This is a genomic window from Microcoleus sp. S28C3, assembly GCF_036700785.1.
Taxonomy (GTDB): domain Bacteria; phylum Cyanobacteriota; class Cyanobacteriia; order Cyanobacteriales; family Microcoleaceae; genus Microcoleus; species Microcoleus asticus.
Genome location: NZ_JAUBPO010000014.1, coordinates 61,505 through 80,186 on the forward strand (window position 1 = coordinate 61,505; position 18,682 = coordinate 80,186).

The 18,682-nt window shown below is 45.6% G+C and carries 19 protein-coding genes; 7 read left to right on the forward strand and 12 right to left on the reverse strand.

Going from position 1 to position 18,682, the window contains the following annotated elements:
- Positions 1–155: 155 nt before the first annotated feature.
- Positions 156–779 carry a hypothetical protein gene (locus QUA13_RS06580; RefSeq protein ID WP_333197537.1) on the forward strand — a complete coding sequence of 208 codons (624 nt, stop codon included), beginning with the start codon at positions 156–158 and terminating at the stop codon, positions 777–779.
- A 194-nt stretch (positions 780–973) separates the two neighbouring features.
- On the opposite strand, the gene metH is transcribed toward QUA13_RS06580, so the two are convergent.
- Complete coding sequence (gene metH, locus QUA13_RS06585) at positions 974–4,525, reverse strand: methionine synthase (RefSeq protein WP_333197539.1); 3,552 nt, start codon at positions 4,523–4,525, stop codon at positions 974–976.
- Between the two features lie 47 nt (positions 4,526–4,572).
- On the opposite strand from metH, the gene QUA13_RS06590 reads away from it, so the two are divergent.
- Entirely contained in the window at positions 4,573–4,758 is a 186-nt protein-coding gene (locus tag QUA13_RS06590; protein WP_333197540.1) for a hypothetical protein, read from the forward strand.
- Positions 4,759–4,920: 162 nt separating this feature from the next.
- Here QUA13_RS06590 and QUA13_RS06595 read toward each other — a convergent pair whose 3' ends face one another.
- From QUA13_RS06595 to ispE, 4 genes are all read right to left on the reverse strand, one after another.
- Positions 4,921–5,676: a hypothetical protein gene (locus QUA13_RS06595; RefSeq protein WP_333197542.1), complete on the reverse strand. Its 756-nt coding sequence runs from the start codon at positions 5,674–5,676 to the stop codon at positions 4,921–4,923.
- Positions 5,677–5,960: 284 nt separating this feature from the next.
- Complete coding sequence (locus QUA13_RS06600) at positions 5,961–6,587, reverse strand: DUF488 domain-containing protein (RefSeq protein ID WP_445242685.1); 627 nt, start codon at positions 6,585–6,587, stop codon at positions 5,961–5,963.
- A 66-nt stretch (positions 6,588–6,653) separates the two neighbouring features.
- A complete protein-coding gene (locus tag QUA13_RS06605) occupies positions 6,654–7,010 on the reverse strand; it encodes a DUF3082 domain-containing protein (protein ID WP_333197546.1) in 357 nt (118 codons plus the stop codon).
- A 182-nt stretch (positions 7,011–7,192) separates the two neighbouring features.
- Positions 7,193–8,170: a 4-(cytidine 5'-diphospho)-2-C-methyl-D-erythritol kinase gene (ispE, locus tag QUA13_RS06610; protein WP_333197548.1), complete on the reverse strand. Its 978-nt coding sequence runs from the start codon at positions 8,168–8,170 to the stop codon at positions 7,193–7,195.
- Positions 8,171–8,260: 90 nt separating this feature from the next.
- Between ispE and QUA13_RS06615 the strand changes: the two genes are divergently transcribed.
- Positions 8,261–9,787: an ATP-binding protein gene (locus tag QUA13_RS06615; RefSeq protein ID WP_333197550.1), complete on the forward strand. Its 1,527-nt coding sequence runs from the start codon at positions 8,261–8,263 to the stop codon at positions 9,785–9,787.
- A 79-nt stretch (positions 9,788–9,866) separates the two neighbouring features.
- On the opposite strand, the gene rsmA is transcribed toward QUA13_RS06615, so the two are convergent.
- A complete protein-coding gene (gene rsmA / locus QUA13_RS06620; RefSeq protein ID WP_333197552.1) occupies positions 9,867–10,688 on the reverse strand; it encodes a 16S rRNA (adenine(1518)-N(6)/adenine(1519)-N(6))-dimethyltransferase RsmA in 822 nt (273 codons plus the stop codon).
- A 277-nt stretch (positions 10,689–10,965) separates the two neighbouring features.
- Here rsmA and galK point away from each other — a divergent pair, with 277 nt between their 5' ends.
- Positions 10,966–12,045, forward strand: coding sequence for a galactokinase (gene galK / locus QUA13_RS06625; RefSeq protein ID WP_333197554.1), 1,080 nt, complete (start codon positions 10,966–10,968; stop codon positions 12,043–12,045).
- On the opposite strand, the gene QUA13_RS06630 is transcribed toward galK, so the two are convergent.
- The 4 genes from QUA13_RS06630 to QUA13_RS06645 all read right to left on the reverse strand — a co-directional run bounded on the left by QUA13_RS06630 (position 12,035) and on the right by QUA13_RS06645 (position 14,595).
- Positions 12,035–12,409, reverse strand: a complete 375-nt coding sequence (locus QUA13_RS06630) for a signal peptidase I (protein WP_333197555.1) — start codon at positions 12,407–12,409, stop codon at positions 12,035–12,037. The two genes, galK and QUA13_RS06630, sit on opposite strands and share 11 nt — an antisense overlap.
- A gap of 28 nt (positions 12,410–12,437) precedes the next feature.
- Positions 12,438–12,578, reverse strand: a complete 141-nt coding sequence (locus tag QUA13_RS06635; protein ID WP_333197557.1) for a hypothetical protein — start codon at positions 12,576–12,578, stop codon at positions 12,438–12,440.
- A 142-nt stretch (positions 12,579–12,720) separates the two neighbouring features.
- Positions 12,721–13,413, reverse strand: a complete 693-nt coding sequence (locus tag QUA13_RS06640) for an SRPBCC family protein (RefSeq protein WP_333197559.1) — start codon at positions 13,411–13,413, stop codon at positions 12,721–12,723.
- Positions 13,414–13,431: 18 nt separating this feature from the next.
- Entirely contained in the window at positions 13,432–14,595 is a 1,164-nt protein-coding gene (locus QUA13_RS06645) for a baeRF3 domain-containing protein (protein WP_333197561.1), read from the reverse strand.
- Positions 14,596–14,847: 252 nt separating this feature from the next.
- Between QUA13_RS06645 and QUA13_RS06650 the strand changes: the two genes are divergently transcribed.
- The 3 genes from QUA13_RS06650 to QUA13_RS06660 all read left to right on the forward strand — a co-directional run bounded on the left by QUA13_RS06650 (position 14,848) and on the right by QUA13_RS06660 (position 16,595).
- The gene (locus tag QUA13_RS06650) at positions 14,848–15,525 is read left to right on the forward strand and encodes a DUF2834 domain-containing protein (protein ID WP_333197563.1); all 678 of its coding nucleotides are present in this window, start codon (positions 14,848–14,850) and stop codon (positions 15,523–15,525) included.
- Between the two features lie 183 nt (positions 15,526–15,708).
- Entirely contained in the window at positions 15,709–16,308 is a 600-nt protein-coding gene (locus QUA13_RS06655; RefSeq protein WP_333197564.1) for a class I SAM-dependent methyltransferase, read from the forward strand.
- A gap of 107 nt (positions 16,309–16,415) precedes the next feature.
- Positions 16,416–16,595: a hypothetical protein gene (locus tag QUA13_RS06660; RefSeq protein ID WP_333197565.1), complete on the forward strand. Its 180-nt coding sequence runs from the start codon at positions 16,416–16,418 to the stop codon at positions 16,593–16,595.
- A gap of 110 nt (positions 16,596–16,705) precedes the next feature.
- Here the strand turns inward: QUA13_RS06660 and QUA13_RS06665 are convergent, their stop codons facing one another.
- Positions 16,706–17,926: an ATP-binding protein gene (locus QUA13_RS06665; RefSeq protein ID WP_333197567.1), complete on the reverse strand. Its 1,221-nt coding sequence runs from the start codon at positions 17,924–17,926 to the stop codon at positions 16,706–16,708.
- A 163-nt stretch (positions 17,927–18,089) separates the two neighbouring features.
- Positions 18,090–18,329 carry a DUF2281 domain-containing protein gene (locus tag QUA13_RS06670; protein ID WP_333197569.1) on the reverse strand — a complete coding sequence of 80 codons (240 nt, stop codon included), beginning with the start codon at positions 18,327–18,329 and terminating at the stop codon, positions 18,090–18,092.
- Positions 18,330–18,682: the final 353 nt, after the last annotated feature.

An 18,682-nucleotide genomic window follows, 5' to 3' on the forward strand; every position in this document is an offset into this window, starting at 1 on the left:
TGGCTGAGGGCTGATGACTTTTTTGTTTCTTTCTTCAGACATAGAGACTGGTTATTTCCCCAGGCAGATATAGTTTTTATCAATCTCAGCCACGATCAATGCTTAGGTGAAAGATTGTTAAAAATTAAAGCAACTCTCAGAGGAAAGAAAAACCTATGTCATATGTAAATAGACCTGTAGATAACGTTGGTACCGAACCCGTGGTGGTGAATTCAGTCATGGAATACCACGATCGAGTGCGGTGGGGTCCGATTTTTTCAGGTTTGGTAATTGCGATCGGCACGCAATTAGTTTTAAGTGCATTGGGCGCTGCGATCGGGTTGAGCAATATTGCTAATTCAGGAGCTCCGCGCACTATTTCAGGAGACGTAGGTACCGGGGTCGGAATTTGGTCAATTATTAGTTTGTTAATTAGCTTGGCTGTTGGCGGTTGGGTAACTGCTCGCGCTTGCGGCCCGATGAATCGCAACACAGCGCTTTTAAATGGAGCAATTTTGTGGGCTACTACATTAACAATTGGCTCTTGGCTGTTAGCAAATGGCGTGGCAGGTACTTTTGGCGTAATAGCTGCGAATGCGGGAGAAGCGATTAATCAAGCGCAGCAGAGCGGGGTGAATTTGCCGAACCAAGCGCCTAACGTATCTGCTCAGGATACTCGCAATATTGCTGGTAATGCTGCAAAAGCTGGTTGGTCGTTTTTGTTCGGCTCGCTATTGGGTTTAGTGGCTTCGATGGTAGGAGCATCTGCGGGCGCGCGCACTCCCCGGCATCACTCGTAAAAGTTCGATCGGACAAGAAAAGTTCATATTCATTAAGGCACTTTTTTAAGGTGCTTTTTTGTGGGTTTCTCGTTCCCAGATTCTACCAGAAAACGCATTTCTGGAGGCAAAGCCTCCAGGTTTTTAGTGGAGGCAGAGCCTGGTAACGAGTATAATTTTTCACCGAGGAATGTGCGGGCGGCGCACTCTAGAAATTAAGCGGTGAAGTATTTGGCTGCTGGGTGATAGGTAATAATTGCGGTTGTTGATTGTTCGGGATAAAGTTGTTCGCTTTCATCCATGTAGAGGTTGATGCGATCGCACTTTAACAACTCCAGTTGCTTGTACTGATCAGCCATGTTCGGACAAGCGGGATAGCCAAAACTGTACCGCGAACCGCGATATCTTTGCGCTAGCATATCGCGAATGTTGTCCGGTTCTTCGCTACCAAATCCCAATTCCCGCCGAATTCGCGCGTGAGTCCATTCTGCTATTGCTTCCGCCGTCTGCACCGCTAATCCGTGAAAGTAGAGATAGTCGGTATATTGATGGTTAGCAAATAGTTTTTGCGCGTACTCTGTAGCAATTTCTCCCACTGTCGCTACTTGCATCGGAAATACATCGATTTTTCCCGATTCTTTGGGCGCGAAGAAGTCCGCAATGCACAGCCTGCGCGCCGATTTTTGCCGGGGAAATGTGAATGTTGCAGCGGGTGTCGATACATCTTGCCCGCCATTCATAATTTGCGGATCGTACAAATGCAAAGAATTGCCTTCAGCTTGACAGGGAAAATACCCGTAAATTGCTTGCGGATGCAGTAACTTTTCGGTGATAATTTTGTGTTTCCACTCTTTCAATATCGGATAAACTGTCTCAGCTAAGAAAGCATCGTATTCTTCCCGCGATTGGTCTTTTGGCTTGCGGAACTGCCACTGACCGGCAACTAAGGCTTGCAAATCTAAGTGCCAGAAAATCTCCTCTAAGGGGATGTCTTCTCCCTGCAACAGTTTTGTTCCCCAGAAAGGAGGAGTCGGGCGATCGATATCTGCTGCAACTGCTTCGGATCGCTTGGTATCTATCACCATAGGAGTGTCTGCTTTCATCGCATCTTCTCCAGGAGTTTCTGGCGCAGCTTTAGCTTCTTTAACTACCCCATTATCAGGCCCTATTTCATCTAAAAATCCTTGCAAATCTTCCCACTTACCAGCAGATTTTGCTGGCATGAGTTTGTCCATAAAGTGCAAGTCCGAAAACGCATCTTTGCCGTAAACGACTTTACCTTTGTAGGTGTTTTGGCAGTCTTCATGCACAAACTTGGGAGTCAAAGCCGCGCCGCCCAAAATTACGGGTACAGTGATTCCTTTCTGGTTGAATACTTCCAGATTTTCTTTCATGAATGCGGTGGATTTTACCAGCAAGCCGCTCATCGCAATACAGTCGGCTTTGTGCTTTTCGTAGGCTTCGATGATATTGTCAACAGGCTGTTTAATTCCCAAGTTAATCACTCGGTAGCCGTTGTTTGATAGGATAATATCAACCAAGTTTTTGCCGATATCGTGAACGTCGCCTTTGACCGTAGCGATGATGAATGTTCCTTTGGCATTGTCACCGGATTCGGACTTTTCCATGTGCGGTTCTAAATAGGCAACAGCCGCTTTCATGGTTTCTGCTGACTGCAATACAAATGGCAGTTGCATTTGTCCCGAACCGAACAATTCTCCGACTACTTTCATGCCGTCTAGCAAGAAGGTATTGATAATGTGGAGGGGCGGATAGGTTTCTAATGCTTTGGCAAGTTGGATATCTAGTCCAATGCGTTCGCCGTCGATGATGTGCTGCTTCAAGCGTTCTTCTACCGGGAGGTTTGCGTCTTCTGTCCGATCGCGCTTGGTAGTTTTGCCCGCAAACACCGTTGTCAGGTCGCCCAAGGGGTCGTAAACGCAAATATCGCCGTCAAACTCCCGTTCGTCATAAATTAGTTTACGGCAGATTTCTTGGTGTTTGGGGTCGATTTTGGCTATCGGCAAAATCTTATTCGGGCTGACAATTGCTGAGTCCATCCCGGCTTGCATTGCTTCGTGCAAAAACATGGAATTCAAAACTTGCCGCGCCGCCGGATTCAAGCCGAAGGAGATGTTAGAAACTCCTAAAATTACGTGACAACCCGGCAATTCTTGGCGGATGCGGCGGATGGATTCGATGGTGGCTTTGCCGTTTTTTCTGTCTTCTTCAATCCCGGTGGAAATGGGCAAAGCTAGGGTGTCAAAAAAGATTTCCTCGGCGGGAATTCCGTAGGCGACGGCGGCGTTATATGCGCGCTGGGCGATCGCAAATTTTTGGTCGGCTGTTCTGGCCATTCCGTCTTCGTCAATTGTCCCAATAACTATGCCCGCACCGTATTTTTTCGCCAACTCCAAAACTTGATAAAAACGCGGTTCTCCGTCTTCGTAGTTAGTGGAATTCAGCAAACATTTGCCGCCCGCAACTTTTAAGCCGGCTTCCATCTTTTCCCATTCTGTGGAATCCAGCATTAAAGGGAGAGTGGCATTAGTCACAACGCGGGAAACTAATTCTTTCATGTCTCGCACGCCGTCGCGGCCGACATAATCCACGTTGACATCGAGAATGTGCGCGCCTTCTCGCACTTGTTCCCTAGCCATTGCTACTAAACCGTCCCAGTCTTCAGCGTTTAGCAAATCGCGGCATTTTTTGGAACCGCTGGCGTTGAGTCTTTCGCCGACAATTAAGAAGGAATTCTCTTGTTCGTAGGGTTGGGCGGTGTAAATTGAAGCGGCGGAAGGTTCCCAAGTAAATTCGCGGATTTTGGGTTTAAGAGTTTTGCCAATTTCTGATAGTTCGCGGATGTGATCGTAGCGGGTGCCGCAGCAGCCGCCGATGACTTGCACGCCTAAGTCTTCGACAAAGCGCATCAAGGCCATCTTTAATTCTATTGGCGTGAGTTTGTAGTGCGCGTGCCCGCCGATGTTTTCGGGTAAACCAGCGTTGGGAACGCAGGAAACGACGAAGGGCGAATGTTCGGAAAGGTATTTGACGTGTTCGGCCATGCGATCGGGCCCGGTGGCGCAGTTCAGGCCTAAGATATCTATGGGATAGGGCTGCAAAATTGCGAGGGCGGCGCTGATATCGGAACCGACTAACATTGTGCCGGTGGCTTCCATTGTCACTGATACCATTAACGGAATCCGCGCACCTTTTTTCTTAAATACTTCTTCAATGGCATTTAATGCTGATTTAATTTGCAGCACATCTTGACAAGTTTCGACAATAAATAAGTCAACGCCGCCGTCATAAAGTCCTTCTGCTTGTTCCGCAAAAGCGGCGGTGAGTGTGTCGAAATCGATGTGTCCTAATGTGGGCAATTTGGTGCCTGGCCCGATCGATCCTGCGACAAATCGAGGCTTTTCTGGCGTGGAAAATTCGGCGGCGATACCCTTGGCGAGTTCGGCGGCAGTTTTGTTGAGATAATATGCTTTGTCTGCTAAATCGTATTCGGCGAGTACGATGGAAGCAGCGCCAAAGGTGTCTGTTTCGATGACATCGGCCCCTGCTTCGAGGAATCCCCGGTGCACGTTGGCGACGGCTTCCGGTTTGGTGTGGACGAGATATTCGTTGCAGCCTTCGTATTCTTTGCCGCCAAAGTCTTCTGCGGTGAGGTTTTGGACTTGCAGGTTGGTTCCCATCGCGCCGTCGAAGACGATGACGGGGCGCGAGGGGTGGTGGAGTCGATCGAGGAATCTGCTATTCATAAGCGGTCAAAAAAAACGCAGGTGCTATATATTTACAATTTTATCTATTGTGCAATATTGTCAACAATTATGTGACTGTTGGCAAACGACTAATTACTGAAGGATTTAATGCTGCTGACAATAGTTCGATCGTACCTGTAATTTTAGCGATCGCCCTGGATAATTGTCAAAATTCTGTTGCGGGCGAGGCTGCGGGGGAAAACGGGCGAGTTGCGAGGGATTTTTTCGCTTAACTGCTGACGAATTTTGCGAAAATGCGATCGCCACAATTAAACGAGTTATATAGCAATCCTAAATGACTCGTTTAATTTTACCCCACCCCAACCCTCCCCGAACCCCCTGGAAGTCCGTCATAAATTTACAAATGATGCAAGGATTGCTATATAACTAAAGCATTAAGATTTTTTTCTCATTTTTCTGTTGGAAGGTCTTTTAGGCAGTCGCTTAATTTCACTTTCGCCTCCTTGAACTTCTACTTGTTTGAGATTTTCTTCTACTTCTTCTATAATTTCTAAATCAACACTTTCAACCTCGGTTCCGCTGATTTCTTCCTCTTCCTCAATCTCCTCCGAATTCTGTTGATTTGCGATTAACTGCACGGCTAACCCAGAAGCTTGAACCGACAATTCTTCAATTTTTTCCTTAATTTCAGCTTCTCCAATCCGATGCTCAATTTCCGCCGGTAAATCTTCCTCGGTAGCAGGAAAGTTATCAATTTCTTGACTGATTTCAGTTTTTCTGATTTCCTTTTCTACTAGCTGCATTGATAACTGCTGCTTTTCCCTTGACAATTCCTCAACCTTAGTCGCAAGCATTCTAAGCTGTTCGTTGAGAACGCGAATTTCTCGGTTTTGCTGCTGAATCATTTCTTCCGCATCAGCAAGAGTTCGATTTCTCTCTAATATCACCTCATTTTTAGTTTCTAATTCCAAAGCGCTCATAGCCGCTTTAATTACATTATAAAAATGCGGCTTAGATACATCAACTTGTTTAGCATTATGGCGACTTTTTCCCAAAAGTCCAATCTTTTCTCCTTGCTTAACAGCCAAAACAAAACCTTGATGATTTTTAATTTTTAATTCTTTGACAAAATCAACTTGAACTAAACTGCAAATATATCTGTGACAGTCAAAATAAAATTCTGCTTTCATCAAAAAGCACCCCTTTCTGCTACAGTCCCGCAGAATTATAGCATGAACAACGTTAAAACCCGAACAAAATTTATAAAAATAGGATGGGCGCGGAGGGCTGTACCTTAATTTATAAATGTATGCGATGTCAAGAGTCGTTCAGGACTTATGCGAAAAATCGTTTGACGCGCTACTTCTAGCAGTAATGGGCGCATTGCGTCCCTACAAAATTAGGTTTTGCGGGCATAAATTTAAATATTTTGGCTTAGCAAAATTCGCCAACGGCGACATATTTGATAAATCAATTAATAGTTTGTTTTTCTGACATAAGCGATTTCCAATCCGTGACGATAATAAGCTGTTTCTAAATCAACTCTTTTAGTTTTAACATCAGGTTCTAATTCAAAAAAGCTTAGCTGAATAGGCTCAGCTTTTTTTAACTCTTTGTTAAACTTGCTCAAAAGTCTTTCTTCTAAATGCTGGTGCGATTCTAAAGTTCCATCTGACAGAATGTGATTAATTTCTAAATTAAACTCTCTGACTTTGTGGCAGACTAAAATAGTCCGATGACAAGTAATCGGGTCTTTTTCCGCACACATTAAACTGATTTTATAATTGGCTGCGCCTTTGAGCAAGCGCTGAATTCCTGCGGAAAATAGAGGAGTTGCTGCTATGCAATCGTATAACGCTTTACCGCTAGAATCGTAACAGCTTAAATCCTCCGGCCTCGCGCCCAACTCTTTGCCTAAAAAAACATATTGAATGCCGACACTTGAGAGATAAGCTTTAATTTCCGATTTATTAAAATGAGGTAAATAACGGCTGAACGGATGCGATCGCACGTCCGCAACCGCCGTAATTCCGTGTTGTTGCAGCAGCAAAACAAACGCTTCAATACTCAGATTGGAGTGTCCGATCGTAAATAATTCCATTGCTTCGATCTTACTATTCACTCTTTGCCTTGCGGACGAGAGTTTGTGTAGCCCGATTGTTTCAACCTATAGATTTCCACCTGTGGGTTTTTTTACCAAATTTTGAATCAAAATTTGCCCGGCCAGCAGCATCAAACCCACTGCCGCCATAGCAAAAACACCAGTCCCCAAAGCAGCCATTCCTACTACCAAAGTTCGCACCGCTACCGAAATTTTAATCGCAGTAATATTGTCGGAATGTACTGGCTTACTTGCAAAACTTTGAGCGATCGACATAGTTAGCGCGTACAAAGGTACCGCAATGCTGCCAGCCATCAGCGAACCAGTCAGGCACCGCAATACCGTCGGCGACTTGGGCGGCAAAGCATCCTCAGTAGAACTTGGAGGTTGAGAACTAGAATTAGGATTAGTTAAATCAGCCATTGCGATTTTAGATTTTAGATTTTAGATTTTAGATTTCTGGTTAATTCACCAAAATTAAAATCCGTGTTTCATGGCATTTTATCAGTTATTCGATCTCAATAGACTCTGCGCAAAGTTAGATTCATCTTGACAATCGCCTGTTAGACGCATTTAACTCAGATTGCGATCGCACCCTCTTCGAGTTACGCCCTCGAAATCGGCGGTTTCCTCTCGTTTCCCTCCGAAAAAATCTGAATTCCAGTATTGCTAAACTTTGCTACCCAAAAATCCAAATCTGGAGAAGCGATCGCACTTTTAACCCGTTCTAAAATTTGCTGAGCCTGCTCTGGAGACTCCGCCAGGGCAAACACCGTCGGCCCGGAACCCGACATCATCGTGCCCACAACCCCCGCCGACTCAAAAGCCTCCCGCAACTGCAACACCTGCGGGTACACGGGCAAAGCAACTTTTTCTAAATCGTTGTGCAGCAATTGACCAATTTTTGAGCGATCTTTTTGGGCGATCGCCCCCACCATCGGGCCCGAATGCAGCCGTTCCCGGCGGCACTCCAAATCTTCCGCTGCACAATAGGAACTACTGAACTGCTGGCGATAAGTTTGATACGACCATGCAGTAGAAATACTGAGATTGCGGTACTTCGCCAACACCACAGAAAAGCCCGCCAAATCAGGCAGATGCGACAGTTTATCCCCGCGGCCGGTTGCCAAAGCCGTACCTCCAGCAATGCAAAAAGGCACATCCGAACCCAAAGTTCCCCCCAACTCTTGCAACTCCGAGTGAGTAAGTCCCAATTGCCACAGCAAATCCATCCCGACTAAAACCGCGGCCGCATTTGCAGAACCGCCGGCGAGCCCCGCGGCCACCGGAATCTGCTTGTGAATGGCAATCTCGACTCCGCCGTATTTCGCCAAAGCATCGGGGAATTGCTTCGCCAACAAATCCGCCGCCCGGTAGGCCAGGTTATTCTTATCAGGAGGGACTTGTGGGTGATCGCAGCGCACGCGGATCGTGTCCGTACCGATCGCGCGCAAGTCAATTCGATCGGCTAAATCTATGCTTTGAAGTACCATCGCCAATTCGTGATATCCGTCGGGGCGATCGCCTATGATTTCCAGATATAGATTGATTTTTGCTGAAGCTAACAGAGAATATGAACGCATAGGTGATTAAGCCGCAGGTGAAAGAAACCCCTGGTTGAAATTAATTGACACCAGTCCCAGTCCATTTTCTCACAACTCAAAGGAAATATTATGCAGGAAATGTGGAAAACTTTTTTTAGTTCCGGGGCATTTATTCCTCACGGTCACTGCTACCTCTGGCAGACCCCGTTAGTCTGGCTTCACCTTACCTCAGATTCGATCATTGCACTGGCGTATTTTTCCATCCCGATTACATTGGTTTATTTTATTTCCAAACGCGAAGATTTACCCTTTGATTGGATCTTTGCGATGTTTGGAGCCTTTATCGTCGCCTGCGGGATCACTCACATATTTGAAGTTTGGACGCTTTGGCATCCTACCTATTGGATGTCAGGAACAATGAAAGCAATTACTGCCATGATTTCATTTGCTACAGCCATACTTTTGGTAGACTTAATCCCTCAAGCCCTAGCACTTCCCAGTCCCGCCCAGTTAGAATCCGCCAACCGACTCCTAGAAGCGGAAATTGTGGAGCGCCAATTAGCAGAAGCTGCACTACAAAAAGCTAAAGAAGAATTAGAAATTCGAGTTGAGGAACGCACCGCAAAGTTAAAATGTCAAACTCAACATTTAGAATTCGCCAACCGACTCCTAGGTGCTGAAATTGTGGAGCGCCAATTAGCAGAAGCTGCACTACAAAAAGCTAAAGAAGAATTAGAAATTCGAGTTGAGGAACGCACCGCAAAGTTAAAATGTCAAACTCAACAGCTCGAACAAGCATTGTCTGAATTGAAGCAGGCTCAATCCAACCTCATTCAGAGCGAAAAAATGTCATGTTTAGGGCAATTGGTCGCTGGGGTTGCTCATGAAATCAACAATCCGATTAACTTTATTTACGGCAATGTTACTCCCGCTCGCGAGTATGCCGATAGTTTGCTAGAAGTGGTCAATATCTATCAAGAGCATTATCCCAATCCCCTACCCGTAGTTAAAGAAAAACTCAAGTCTGTAGATTTAGATTTTATCAAATCTGACCTGCACAAAATATTAATTTCTCTTAAAAACGGTGCCGAGCGCATTCTCGGTATTGTCAAGTCGCTGCGAATTTTTTCTCGCCATGATGAAGCAGAAATGAAATTAGCCGACATTCACGAAGGAATTGACAGCACACTGATGATTTTGCAAAGCAGGTTGAATGCTAATCCGGGTTTTGTGAGCATTCAAGTTATCAAAGAATATGGCAATTTACCCCAAATAGAGTGCTATCCCGGACAGCTAAATCAAGTGTTTATGAATATCCTGGCTAATGCCATTGATGCTTTAGAAGAGGACAGCCACAGCGCGTCGATTGCAACCAATGAAGCTAATCCCCGCGCGATCAAAATTTCTACTCAAATTCTAGAGAGTCAAGTGGTAGAAATCCGAATTAGCAACAACGGGTCAGAAATAACAGAATCCGTGAGGAACCAGTTATTTAATCCATTTTTTACCACTAAACCAGTAGGCAAAGGCATAGGATTGGGTTTATCGATCAGCTATCAAATTATCACAGCAAGACATAAAGGCGAATTGCAGTGTATTTCTGCACCGGGGAAAGGTGCGGAATTTATTATTAAAATTCCCATGAGGCTGAAATAAGTAAGCCCATCTCAAAAAACAGAATACCTAGATACCCGCAGGACTTTAAAAAGTCGGATTTCTCACAAAATCCTGAACTTCAAACCTCGCACATCATATTATTACTCAAATTTACCCATTGCGCCACGCTTAAATCTTCAGCGCGAGATTGAGGATTTATCTGTAACTCTTCTAACAATTGAACGAGTTTATCTAAATCCACAGCGCCTTTCAAATTATTTCGCAGCATCTTGCGCTTGCTACCAAATCCCAACTTAACTAAATTCTCCAAATAGCGCGGATTAACCGCCGCAGTTTCTATCTGTCTGGGAAGCAGCCGCACCACGGCAGAATCGACTTTTGGCGGCGGATAAAAGTCTTTAGACGCTACATCGCAAATTAACTCGCATTCTGCTAAATATTGCACCCGCACTGACAGCGCGCCAAAAGCTGTAGAACCCGGTTTAGCGTAAAGCCTTTGGGCGACTTCTTTCTGTACTAATAGCACGATCGAATCGAAGGGTTTAGCAGCAGGAACAGATATCGTTCCCAGCAGTTTTTGCAGAATTGGGCCGGTAATATTATAAGGAATATTGGCAACAACTTTATTGGGGTTTTGGAATTTGGGAAAAGCCGTTAGTTCAGCCTCTAAGTCCATTTCCAGGATGTCGCCTTGCAGCAGTAAAAAATTGTCGGTTTTGCCGAGTTGTTTGGCTAGCTTGAGACACAAATCTCGATCGATCTCCACAGCAACAACAGACTCAGCCGCAGGCAGCAAACGCCGAGTCAAAATCCCCGTACCCGGCCCAATTTCCAGGACGCGATCGCCATCCAAAGAAGCTGCTTTCACAATCTTATCTAAGGCTTTCTCGCTTTTGAGCCAATGTTGAGCAAACTGTTTCCGGGGTCTGGTCGATCGCATTTTTTGAATTGTTGGAGAAATCTTAGCCTGTCATTCTATCACAGCTCAATATCTTTTCCCAACCTACGGTGATGTTTATTTTTGTTAACAGGGGTTGAATTAACCAAAAAACTTGGGCACTATAATAAGGACAAACGATAAAAAATAAATTTATTTCTTCCCATTTACCAACAGCACGACACCGAAGTCACGGATACACGGATAGCAGTTTTTCCAAACAACCAATAACCAATAACCAATAATAAATAATCAAGAACCAATTACCAATTCCCCAAAAATGAAATTCCAACGAGTATTTGGTACATTACCCAAAACCACAGCCAGCGCCCCCGGCAGAGTAAACCTGCTGGGCGAACACACAGATTACAACGATGGATTTGTACTTCCAACTGCGATTCCCCAGCGCACAACTGTACAAATCGGCTTCAGCAGTGACGATCGCCACCATGTTTATTCAGCAGAATATGACGAACTCATAAATTTTTCAGACGACGATACCATACCGCAAAAATTCGTCAGTTATATCTGCGGCTGCCTGAGACTTGTAGAAAAAGAAGGATACAAAATACCGCCAATAAATCTCTACATTACGTCGAATGTGCCGATCGGAGCCGGTTTGTCCAGCAGCGCGGCTTTAGAAATAGCCACCCTCAGAGGACTGCGCGCGCTGCTGAACCTCCCCCTAGACGACGTGCGGCTAGCTCAAATCGGACAGCAAGTCGAAATCCGGTATGCCGGCTTGAACTGCGGGATCATGGATCAAATGGCATCGAGTTTAGCAGACACCAACACCATGCTATTGATCGACACCCGCAGCCTCGAATGCCGCCCGATACCTTTTCCCACAAACACAGAAATTTTAATAATTGACAGTGGCGAAAGCCACCAACTAGCAGAAGGAAGTGGCTACAACCAGCGGCGCGCCGAGTGCGAGGAATCCGCGCGGATATTGGGAGTTAAAGCTCTCAGGGATATCGCCGATCCGCAAGCAGTGGAAGTATTACCAGAACCTCTCAGGAGGCGATCGCGCCACGTCGTTACCGAAAACAACCGCGTGCTCGAAGCTGTAAAATCTTTACCAGCAGAGCGTTTTGGCGAGTTAATGAATGCTTCCCACGCCAGCCAGCGCGACGACTACGAAGTTTCGGTGCCGGCAGTAGACACGCTGGTGGCAATCTTGCAGTCTATCCCCGGAGTCTTCGGCGCAAGGCTGACGGGCGGAGGTTTTGGCGGTGCTTGCGTAGCGCTGGTGGAGAGCGGCAAAGCGGGTGTTATCGCATCCGAGGCGATCGATCGCTACCAGCGCGCAGGTTATAGCGGCCGCGTTTTGGTTCCCGAAGTTAAAGTTAATTCTTAACTCCCGAACTATCTCCCGACAGGGAAGGCCACCGCACAGTCACGATTACCGAATCCTCCTCGGCCGACCAATAATGAGGCACTCCCGGTAGCCAGAGAGCATAATCTCCTTCGCGAGACAGCAAGATTTCTTGCTCTGGAAATTGCAGGCGAAACCGCCCTTTTACCAGGATAGAAAGCGTCGTGGCTGCCGCATTTACCGCCCACTGAGTCCTACAATCTCCGGCGGCGTGAGTGCCCCATTTTACCTCTAAAACAGAAGTCGATCGCGGGTCATCGCCCGGCGTCATAAAGTGACCCGCAAACCAACCGCCCCGACTTGCACCTTCAGCGCCCGCATTTCCGAAAACCACTTGAGATGACATCAGTTAATCCGGTAAACAACAAAGATGGTTAGATCGGACATCTTGCACCATTTTCCATAAGCTTTTTAGGGGCGGGCAGGATGCCCACCCCACCAGAAATTGACTCTTTGTGGAACAGGCGGGAAAGCCTGTTCTGAGAATGGTGCAAGATGTGAGTTATATCTGACATCTTGCACCATTTTCAATAAGCTTTTTAGGAGCGGGCAGGATGCCCACCCCACAATAAATTAATTCTTTGTGGAACAGGCCGGAAAGCCTGTTCTGAGAATGGTGCAAGATCTCAGTCAGATCCGGAGACACCATCTAACTTATTACTTGCGGCCCGAAGGTTGACCTTCCGTAGTCGCTATTTCCCCAGCTTCCATCAACTGCTTAAAACGACGTAAATCATTGGCAATTTGCTGTTCGGGAGCTTCGCCAAATAGTTTAGCAGCGCCAGCACCAATTGCACCGCCCGGAGGGTTGTATTCGATGACAACTTTTACCTCTGTACCGCGTCCAGCAGATGCCGGTTGAAAGCGCACAAAACCTGAATTCTCAACATCAGCCCCTTCCACAGACGCCCAAGCAATTAAGCGATTTTCTTCTTCGCGGACAATCTCTGCATCCCATTCCACACTATTGCCCATCGGCCCGCTGGCAATCCAGTGAGAACGTTTTTCATCGATGACCGCAACGTGTTTGAGATGCTTCATAAACCGAGGTAAATTTTCAAAATTGCGCCATAAACGGTACAATTCATCCGCCGGTTTGTCGATCGTCACCGTCTTTTCAACTTTAATGCTTTGATTCGGATCGGCAGCAGACTGCAAACCCTCCACAACCCCCAGCCCGCGCGCCGCTAAACCGCCGCCGGCAACCGCCAGCAAAGCACCTCTCAAAGAACGCTGCGACAAGCCAAAAAGCACCAGCGCCCCGCCGCCAATTAAAGATGCCCAGCGTTCGGTATCGCCGCTGCTACTTTGGTTTTGTTTGTCGGAATTTGTCATTGAAGTAGATTCCATTGGTTTAAACCTGGTAAATTAATAGCGGAAAATAGCAGCTAAAGGCGCCTCGTCCGGCACTTGTTCCGGCGGCACCGCGTAAACAGTTCCGCCGTTGAGAATAGTTTGAATTGCTGCCGCATTCAACAAATCTTCATCGCCTAATTCTGCATCTGGGTGGATTTGCACCGCGTTCGTATCGGGATTAAAAGTACCCCACTGCTGAACGCCAAGAGCAACAAACAGTCGATCGACCCGTCCAAAATAAGCAGCCGAAACAGCTTCTTTCAAATCGGCAGAAATTTTATCGCTTCCTGTCAGATCGCGGTATTGTGCGATCGCCTCTGACTGAGCCTGGACAAACAAGGGTTCCACCAGCGGCAAAGCTTCGGCCCGCAACTCTTCCGGCTTGAGAAGTTTCTGATTGCCTGTAATTCCTTCTTCAACTAAATGCCGGTAGGTATTGGCTTCTCGGTAAAGCGGGAGCAAATACTCAACTCCAGCTAACACTAAAGGAGCTTTTTTATTTCGCAAATAATTGTGCAGCGCCGCATCGATTATGTGGAAATACTGCAATATTTCGTGCTGGCGCTCATCTTGATCAGGACTTCCTTGACCGTGAAAACTTCCCGGCTGCTGAAAAGAATTATTAGTGCCTCCTTTTGAAGTAGCAATCCGAAACTGACCATCTTTAGCTGTCGGGTCATATTGCAGAGCCTCCTCAAGGCTTTTCGGCAAGTTTTCAACTTCAACTTCCCTAGCACTGTAAGCCGTACACTCAATCAGCCTCACTTCCTTCTGACTGAGAGCTAAAACATAAAATAAATTATCTCCTGTCAGCATAGGCATCAGCGGTTTGACGTGAAAATTGTCGCTCACAACCACTAATTCCTCAAAATCCACCGGACAGGTATAGTAGCGGAAAAATCCCGAACCGACAAAAATCGCCAGCAGGTTGCTTTGATTTTCCCAAAAGTTTTCCTGGTCAATTTCTGCTCGGACTGGCTCTAGCAATTGGGCAGCTTCTTTTTTGTCAAATCCGTACTCTACTATTTTGTCTTCAGCCTCTCTGATTAAATTTTTGAACCGAATCGGGTTTTGTTGAATTTCTGTTCCTTGAGCGACTGGCATATAAATTGAAACGCACAATCCAGGAGATTGTTGTACCAGCGCTTTGAGTTCCTCTACAGATATTAAGTTCACCGCTGAAACTCCTTTGCTAAGGGGTTTTGTAATAAAAACAACCGATTCTTTAAAATGTATCTCTCCTGACGTGGCTCCTGCGTCTGCCTAAAGTAATGATCGCCTGCTGTAGAGCCTTTCATTCCCGAACTAAAACGGGGTTTGCAGCCGCTGTTTCAATCGAACTGCTTATCACCTAAGATAGACGGCGGTAACTCGGCGGCTACTTTACCATAATTTACTTTAGTCGGCTTCTACTACTCGTTATATCTGATGAAAACAAAAATGTTTCTGTGGTTTCTGTGGGCAACATTTACTGCCTACACCTTGCTGCTAGCTCCTCTCGATCGGCCCGGAACGTTAACAGTTATGGAAAAAATGCTCAAGTTGCAGCTAGAAGGAATTAACCCCTACCTTGTCACCATATTCGCTCTCATGGGAGTGTGGCCGATGGTCTACGCTTGCCTCCTATTTATTGATGAGAGAACCCAAAATATATCCGCTTGGCCTGCTTTCATCGCTTCCAACGGCGCCGGTATCATCGGCTTAATTCCCTACTTACTCCTCCGCCAGCCCCAGACACAATTTTGCGGCCGCAAAGATATGTTGCTCAAAATATCAGACTCCCGCTGGACAGGCATTGTACTTTTACTAACTACTATCTGGCTGTTAGCTTGGGCTTGGTTAAATGGAGATTGGGGAGATTATGTCAAGCAGTGGCAGTCAATTCCTTTTGTACACTTAATAACTTGGGATTGTTGCTTGATGGCTGTAATATTTCCCTCACTTCTGGGAGACGACATGGCACGCCGCGGACTTGCGGACGATCGCATTTTTTGGGCAGTCTCTCTAGTTCCGCTGTTAGGGCCGCTAGTTTATCTTTGTCTGCGCCCCCCTCTGCCAGAATCTGCAACCGAAATCCCCACTTTCCCACTGACAGCCGGAAATTGAAACATTGAAAAATTTGGTAGTGTTCAAGATTTAATGATATAGGAGTAAAGTTTATTTCCTTATCGTCTGCTCATGCCTGCCTCTCCAACGAAAGCGTTAAGGGCATTGGTGTAGTCTGTGCGTAGCGTGGAGAAAGATTTTAATTGTCCTGAAAATCTCGATCGACACTTATGAGGTCACTCTATGGAGCCAAATGATACATCGGCCCACTATGACCGAATTGCCCAATGGTGGCAAACTGAGCATCAAGATTCAACCTACGGGATTGCCCAATTAGAACGGGCGATAAAATTTACTTTTAACCAGCACGCAGCACTTGATGTCGGGTGTGGAAGCAGCGGGCGTTTTATCAACAGCTTATCCAAGCATGGATTTCAGCCTGAAGGACTTGATATTTCTAGCGAAATGATCGATTTAGCCCAGCAGCTACATCCAAAAATCACGTTTTACCGGGAAGACATTTGTGATTGGCTGCCGCCGAAACTTTACAGCCTGATTGCAGCGTGGGACAGCACGTTTCATCTGCCAATCAACAAGCAAGCGCCTGTGATACAAAAGCTATGCGATGCGCTTGAACCCAATGGAGTGATCCTGTTCACTTGTGGCGGCGGACATACAAGCAGCGAGGTTTCGGGAGCATTTCAAGGTCAAGACTTTGATTACAGCACTTTGGGTGTAGATACTTTCCTGCAAATTCTGGTTGAGCATCATTGCACCTGCCGCCATCTCGAATATGACCAGTATCCTCAAAATCATGTTTATATCATTGCCCAAAAGACCTAATCTATCATTCGCACGATTAAGCTGTGGGATGTCGTAACTGGTGGCTGTATGAGGATCTTGATGGGCGATCGGCTGTATGAAGGTATGAATATTCAAGGGGCAACGGGATGGACGATCGCTCAAAAAGCGACCTTGAAAGCGTTAGGGGCATTACCATAATCATCAATACCAATCTGCGATCGGCGCTTGGCAGCAGCGCTTCGCGAGTGCAAGTCCATTTCTTGGGGGGAGACATTGGCAAGATTTTGAGCAACCTGTCATTGACCTTTGAAGAAGTAGATCCGTGAATTTGTGCGGAGGCAAGTAGCCTCGAACCCTCACCAAAAACCTTGATTCCGTCCGTACCAACGCAGTATTGGGCTGCTGGCAAGGGGAGGAAATGAATAGACCACTCCGGTTAACAGTTAGTTAAGTAAGTAGCCAATTCCTCAGAAATCACGAAACGAAGTGTATTGTTGTAAGTGATTTCATAAATTAGTGCATGATTTTCTAAAATTCTTAGTTTACTCCTCAGCCAAGAATGATCTTCAAAAAAATACTCAAGAATTAAGTTGTTTTTGTCTCCGTTGTAAACTGCACCTTTGGGCATAATAATGAACTCACGGGCAACTGGATACTCCCGTAAATCTTTTTTCATCTCTGCTAAAAGTTCAGGAATCAGATTCTCGATATCTGTAAATATACTTTCCGATGGTTTAGATAACACAAAACTTGGTTTAGCTGCCTTTTCGCGGGAAATAGTGAGTTTCAAAAGAACTTCGTTGATTGATTCAAGTGCTTTTACCATTTTTGCAGGGTTATCGTTTCCAATGGTAATTGGTGAAACAGACCCAGAAACTTCAATTTTGGTTTTATAAGGATAAAAGTTTTCGGCTAGATCGTAATACTCTACTTCAAGATACACGTCTTTTCCAAAACGCTCTTCTGCTTGGTAATAAGTTGATACATCAAAAAAGAATGGATTATTGCGATCGATAACCGAGATATGGAGAGGAAACAGACTGTCGCAATGTCTTATCATCTGGGGCAGAGGTGAAATGTTAATCTTAACATCAACTGCTGGAGCGTCTGTAAGTGCAAGAATTCCAAGTTGGATAGTTTGCTCTTGCTCTGGTTTGAGCCTAAATAAATGCGTCAATCGCGGTTTAAAGAAATATCTTTTAGCCCAAAGTGCATCAATAATGAAATGTCCGGCTGCAACTGTATGAGCACCTGCTCGAATGTAATAGCGGTGATCAGCCATGTGTGGTCCAGCATAACTTTCATGAATGGCAACGAGCAAAACGGCTGAATCTGGCTGAATAACACCCCGTCCCATCGGGTCTGATATTAGTTTGATGTCATATTTAGGAACTGGTTGCACTTGATGGACAATCTGATCAACCCAATCACGTAAATCTTGGTTCTTAATCTTTAAGGAGTAGCCATTGTCAGCATTGCCATTATCATCAACACCAACAACGAAATATCCACCTCCAGCATTGGCAAAGCCTGATACTGCACACCTTAGTTTCTTCTTGAGGTCATCGGGTGGAGTGCGACTTGATTTGAATTCAAAACGATCGTCTTCTACACTTGGGAGCTGTGTAAGGTCAAAAGTTTCAAGGTTAATCTTCATAAGCCTTAAGAGATATTAACAACCTCAAACTAGCACTTAACAAATGCTATTGAGGAAACGTGGCACCTAATACCAATACACAAACTGCGAACTACTACTATCCTCAGCGATAATTCAAGCAGCCCAACAAGATGTGGGTATCCAAAACGTACATCTAAAGCCTCTATTGTAGGATGTCTTGCCCCGAATTAGCACGAATGTCCTCCAAGGTAGGAAAGCCCTCTGTCCAACTTGCAGCTAAGGAATAAACCAGTTCTGCCCAAGGCACTGGAGCGACTTTACTGCTGGGTTGATTGCCATTTAGATATTTAGCTCGAATAGATTCAGCAAAAGTGAGAATTTCTCTGGCTTGGTCTTGAGGAAAAGATGTGACGAGTTCGTAAATCGGCTCGGCGATAGCCATACAGAGTGCCAGATAGAGTATACACCTGAAGGGATGCAAACTCAATTATATGAAACAAGAGCCTGTCTTGCCCCGCTACAACATAGTCCTAACTCAGCCATTAACTTGCGGATCTTGAGTGGTAAAATTTGGTAAGATTTTGCAAACTGAGTTCATGCCGCAACAGGTTACGCCATAAGCCATTTAGAAAAAATAGACGTTTCGCTTTTAATAACAATAGTTCGGACAGTTTTTAAGCAGCTAGAGTACCATAAGACAAGACTGAAGGAAGGTTAGGGTGATTTAAAATCAAATCCGGGTCTAAATCTAACTTATCAATAAAGGTAGAAAGTAGATGCTTATTGAATTCCAGA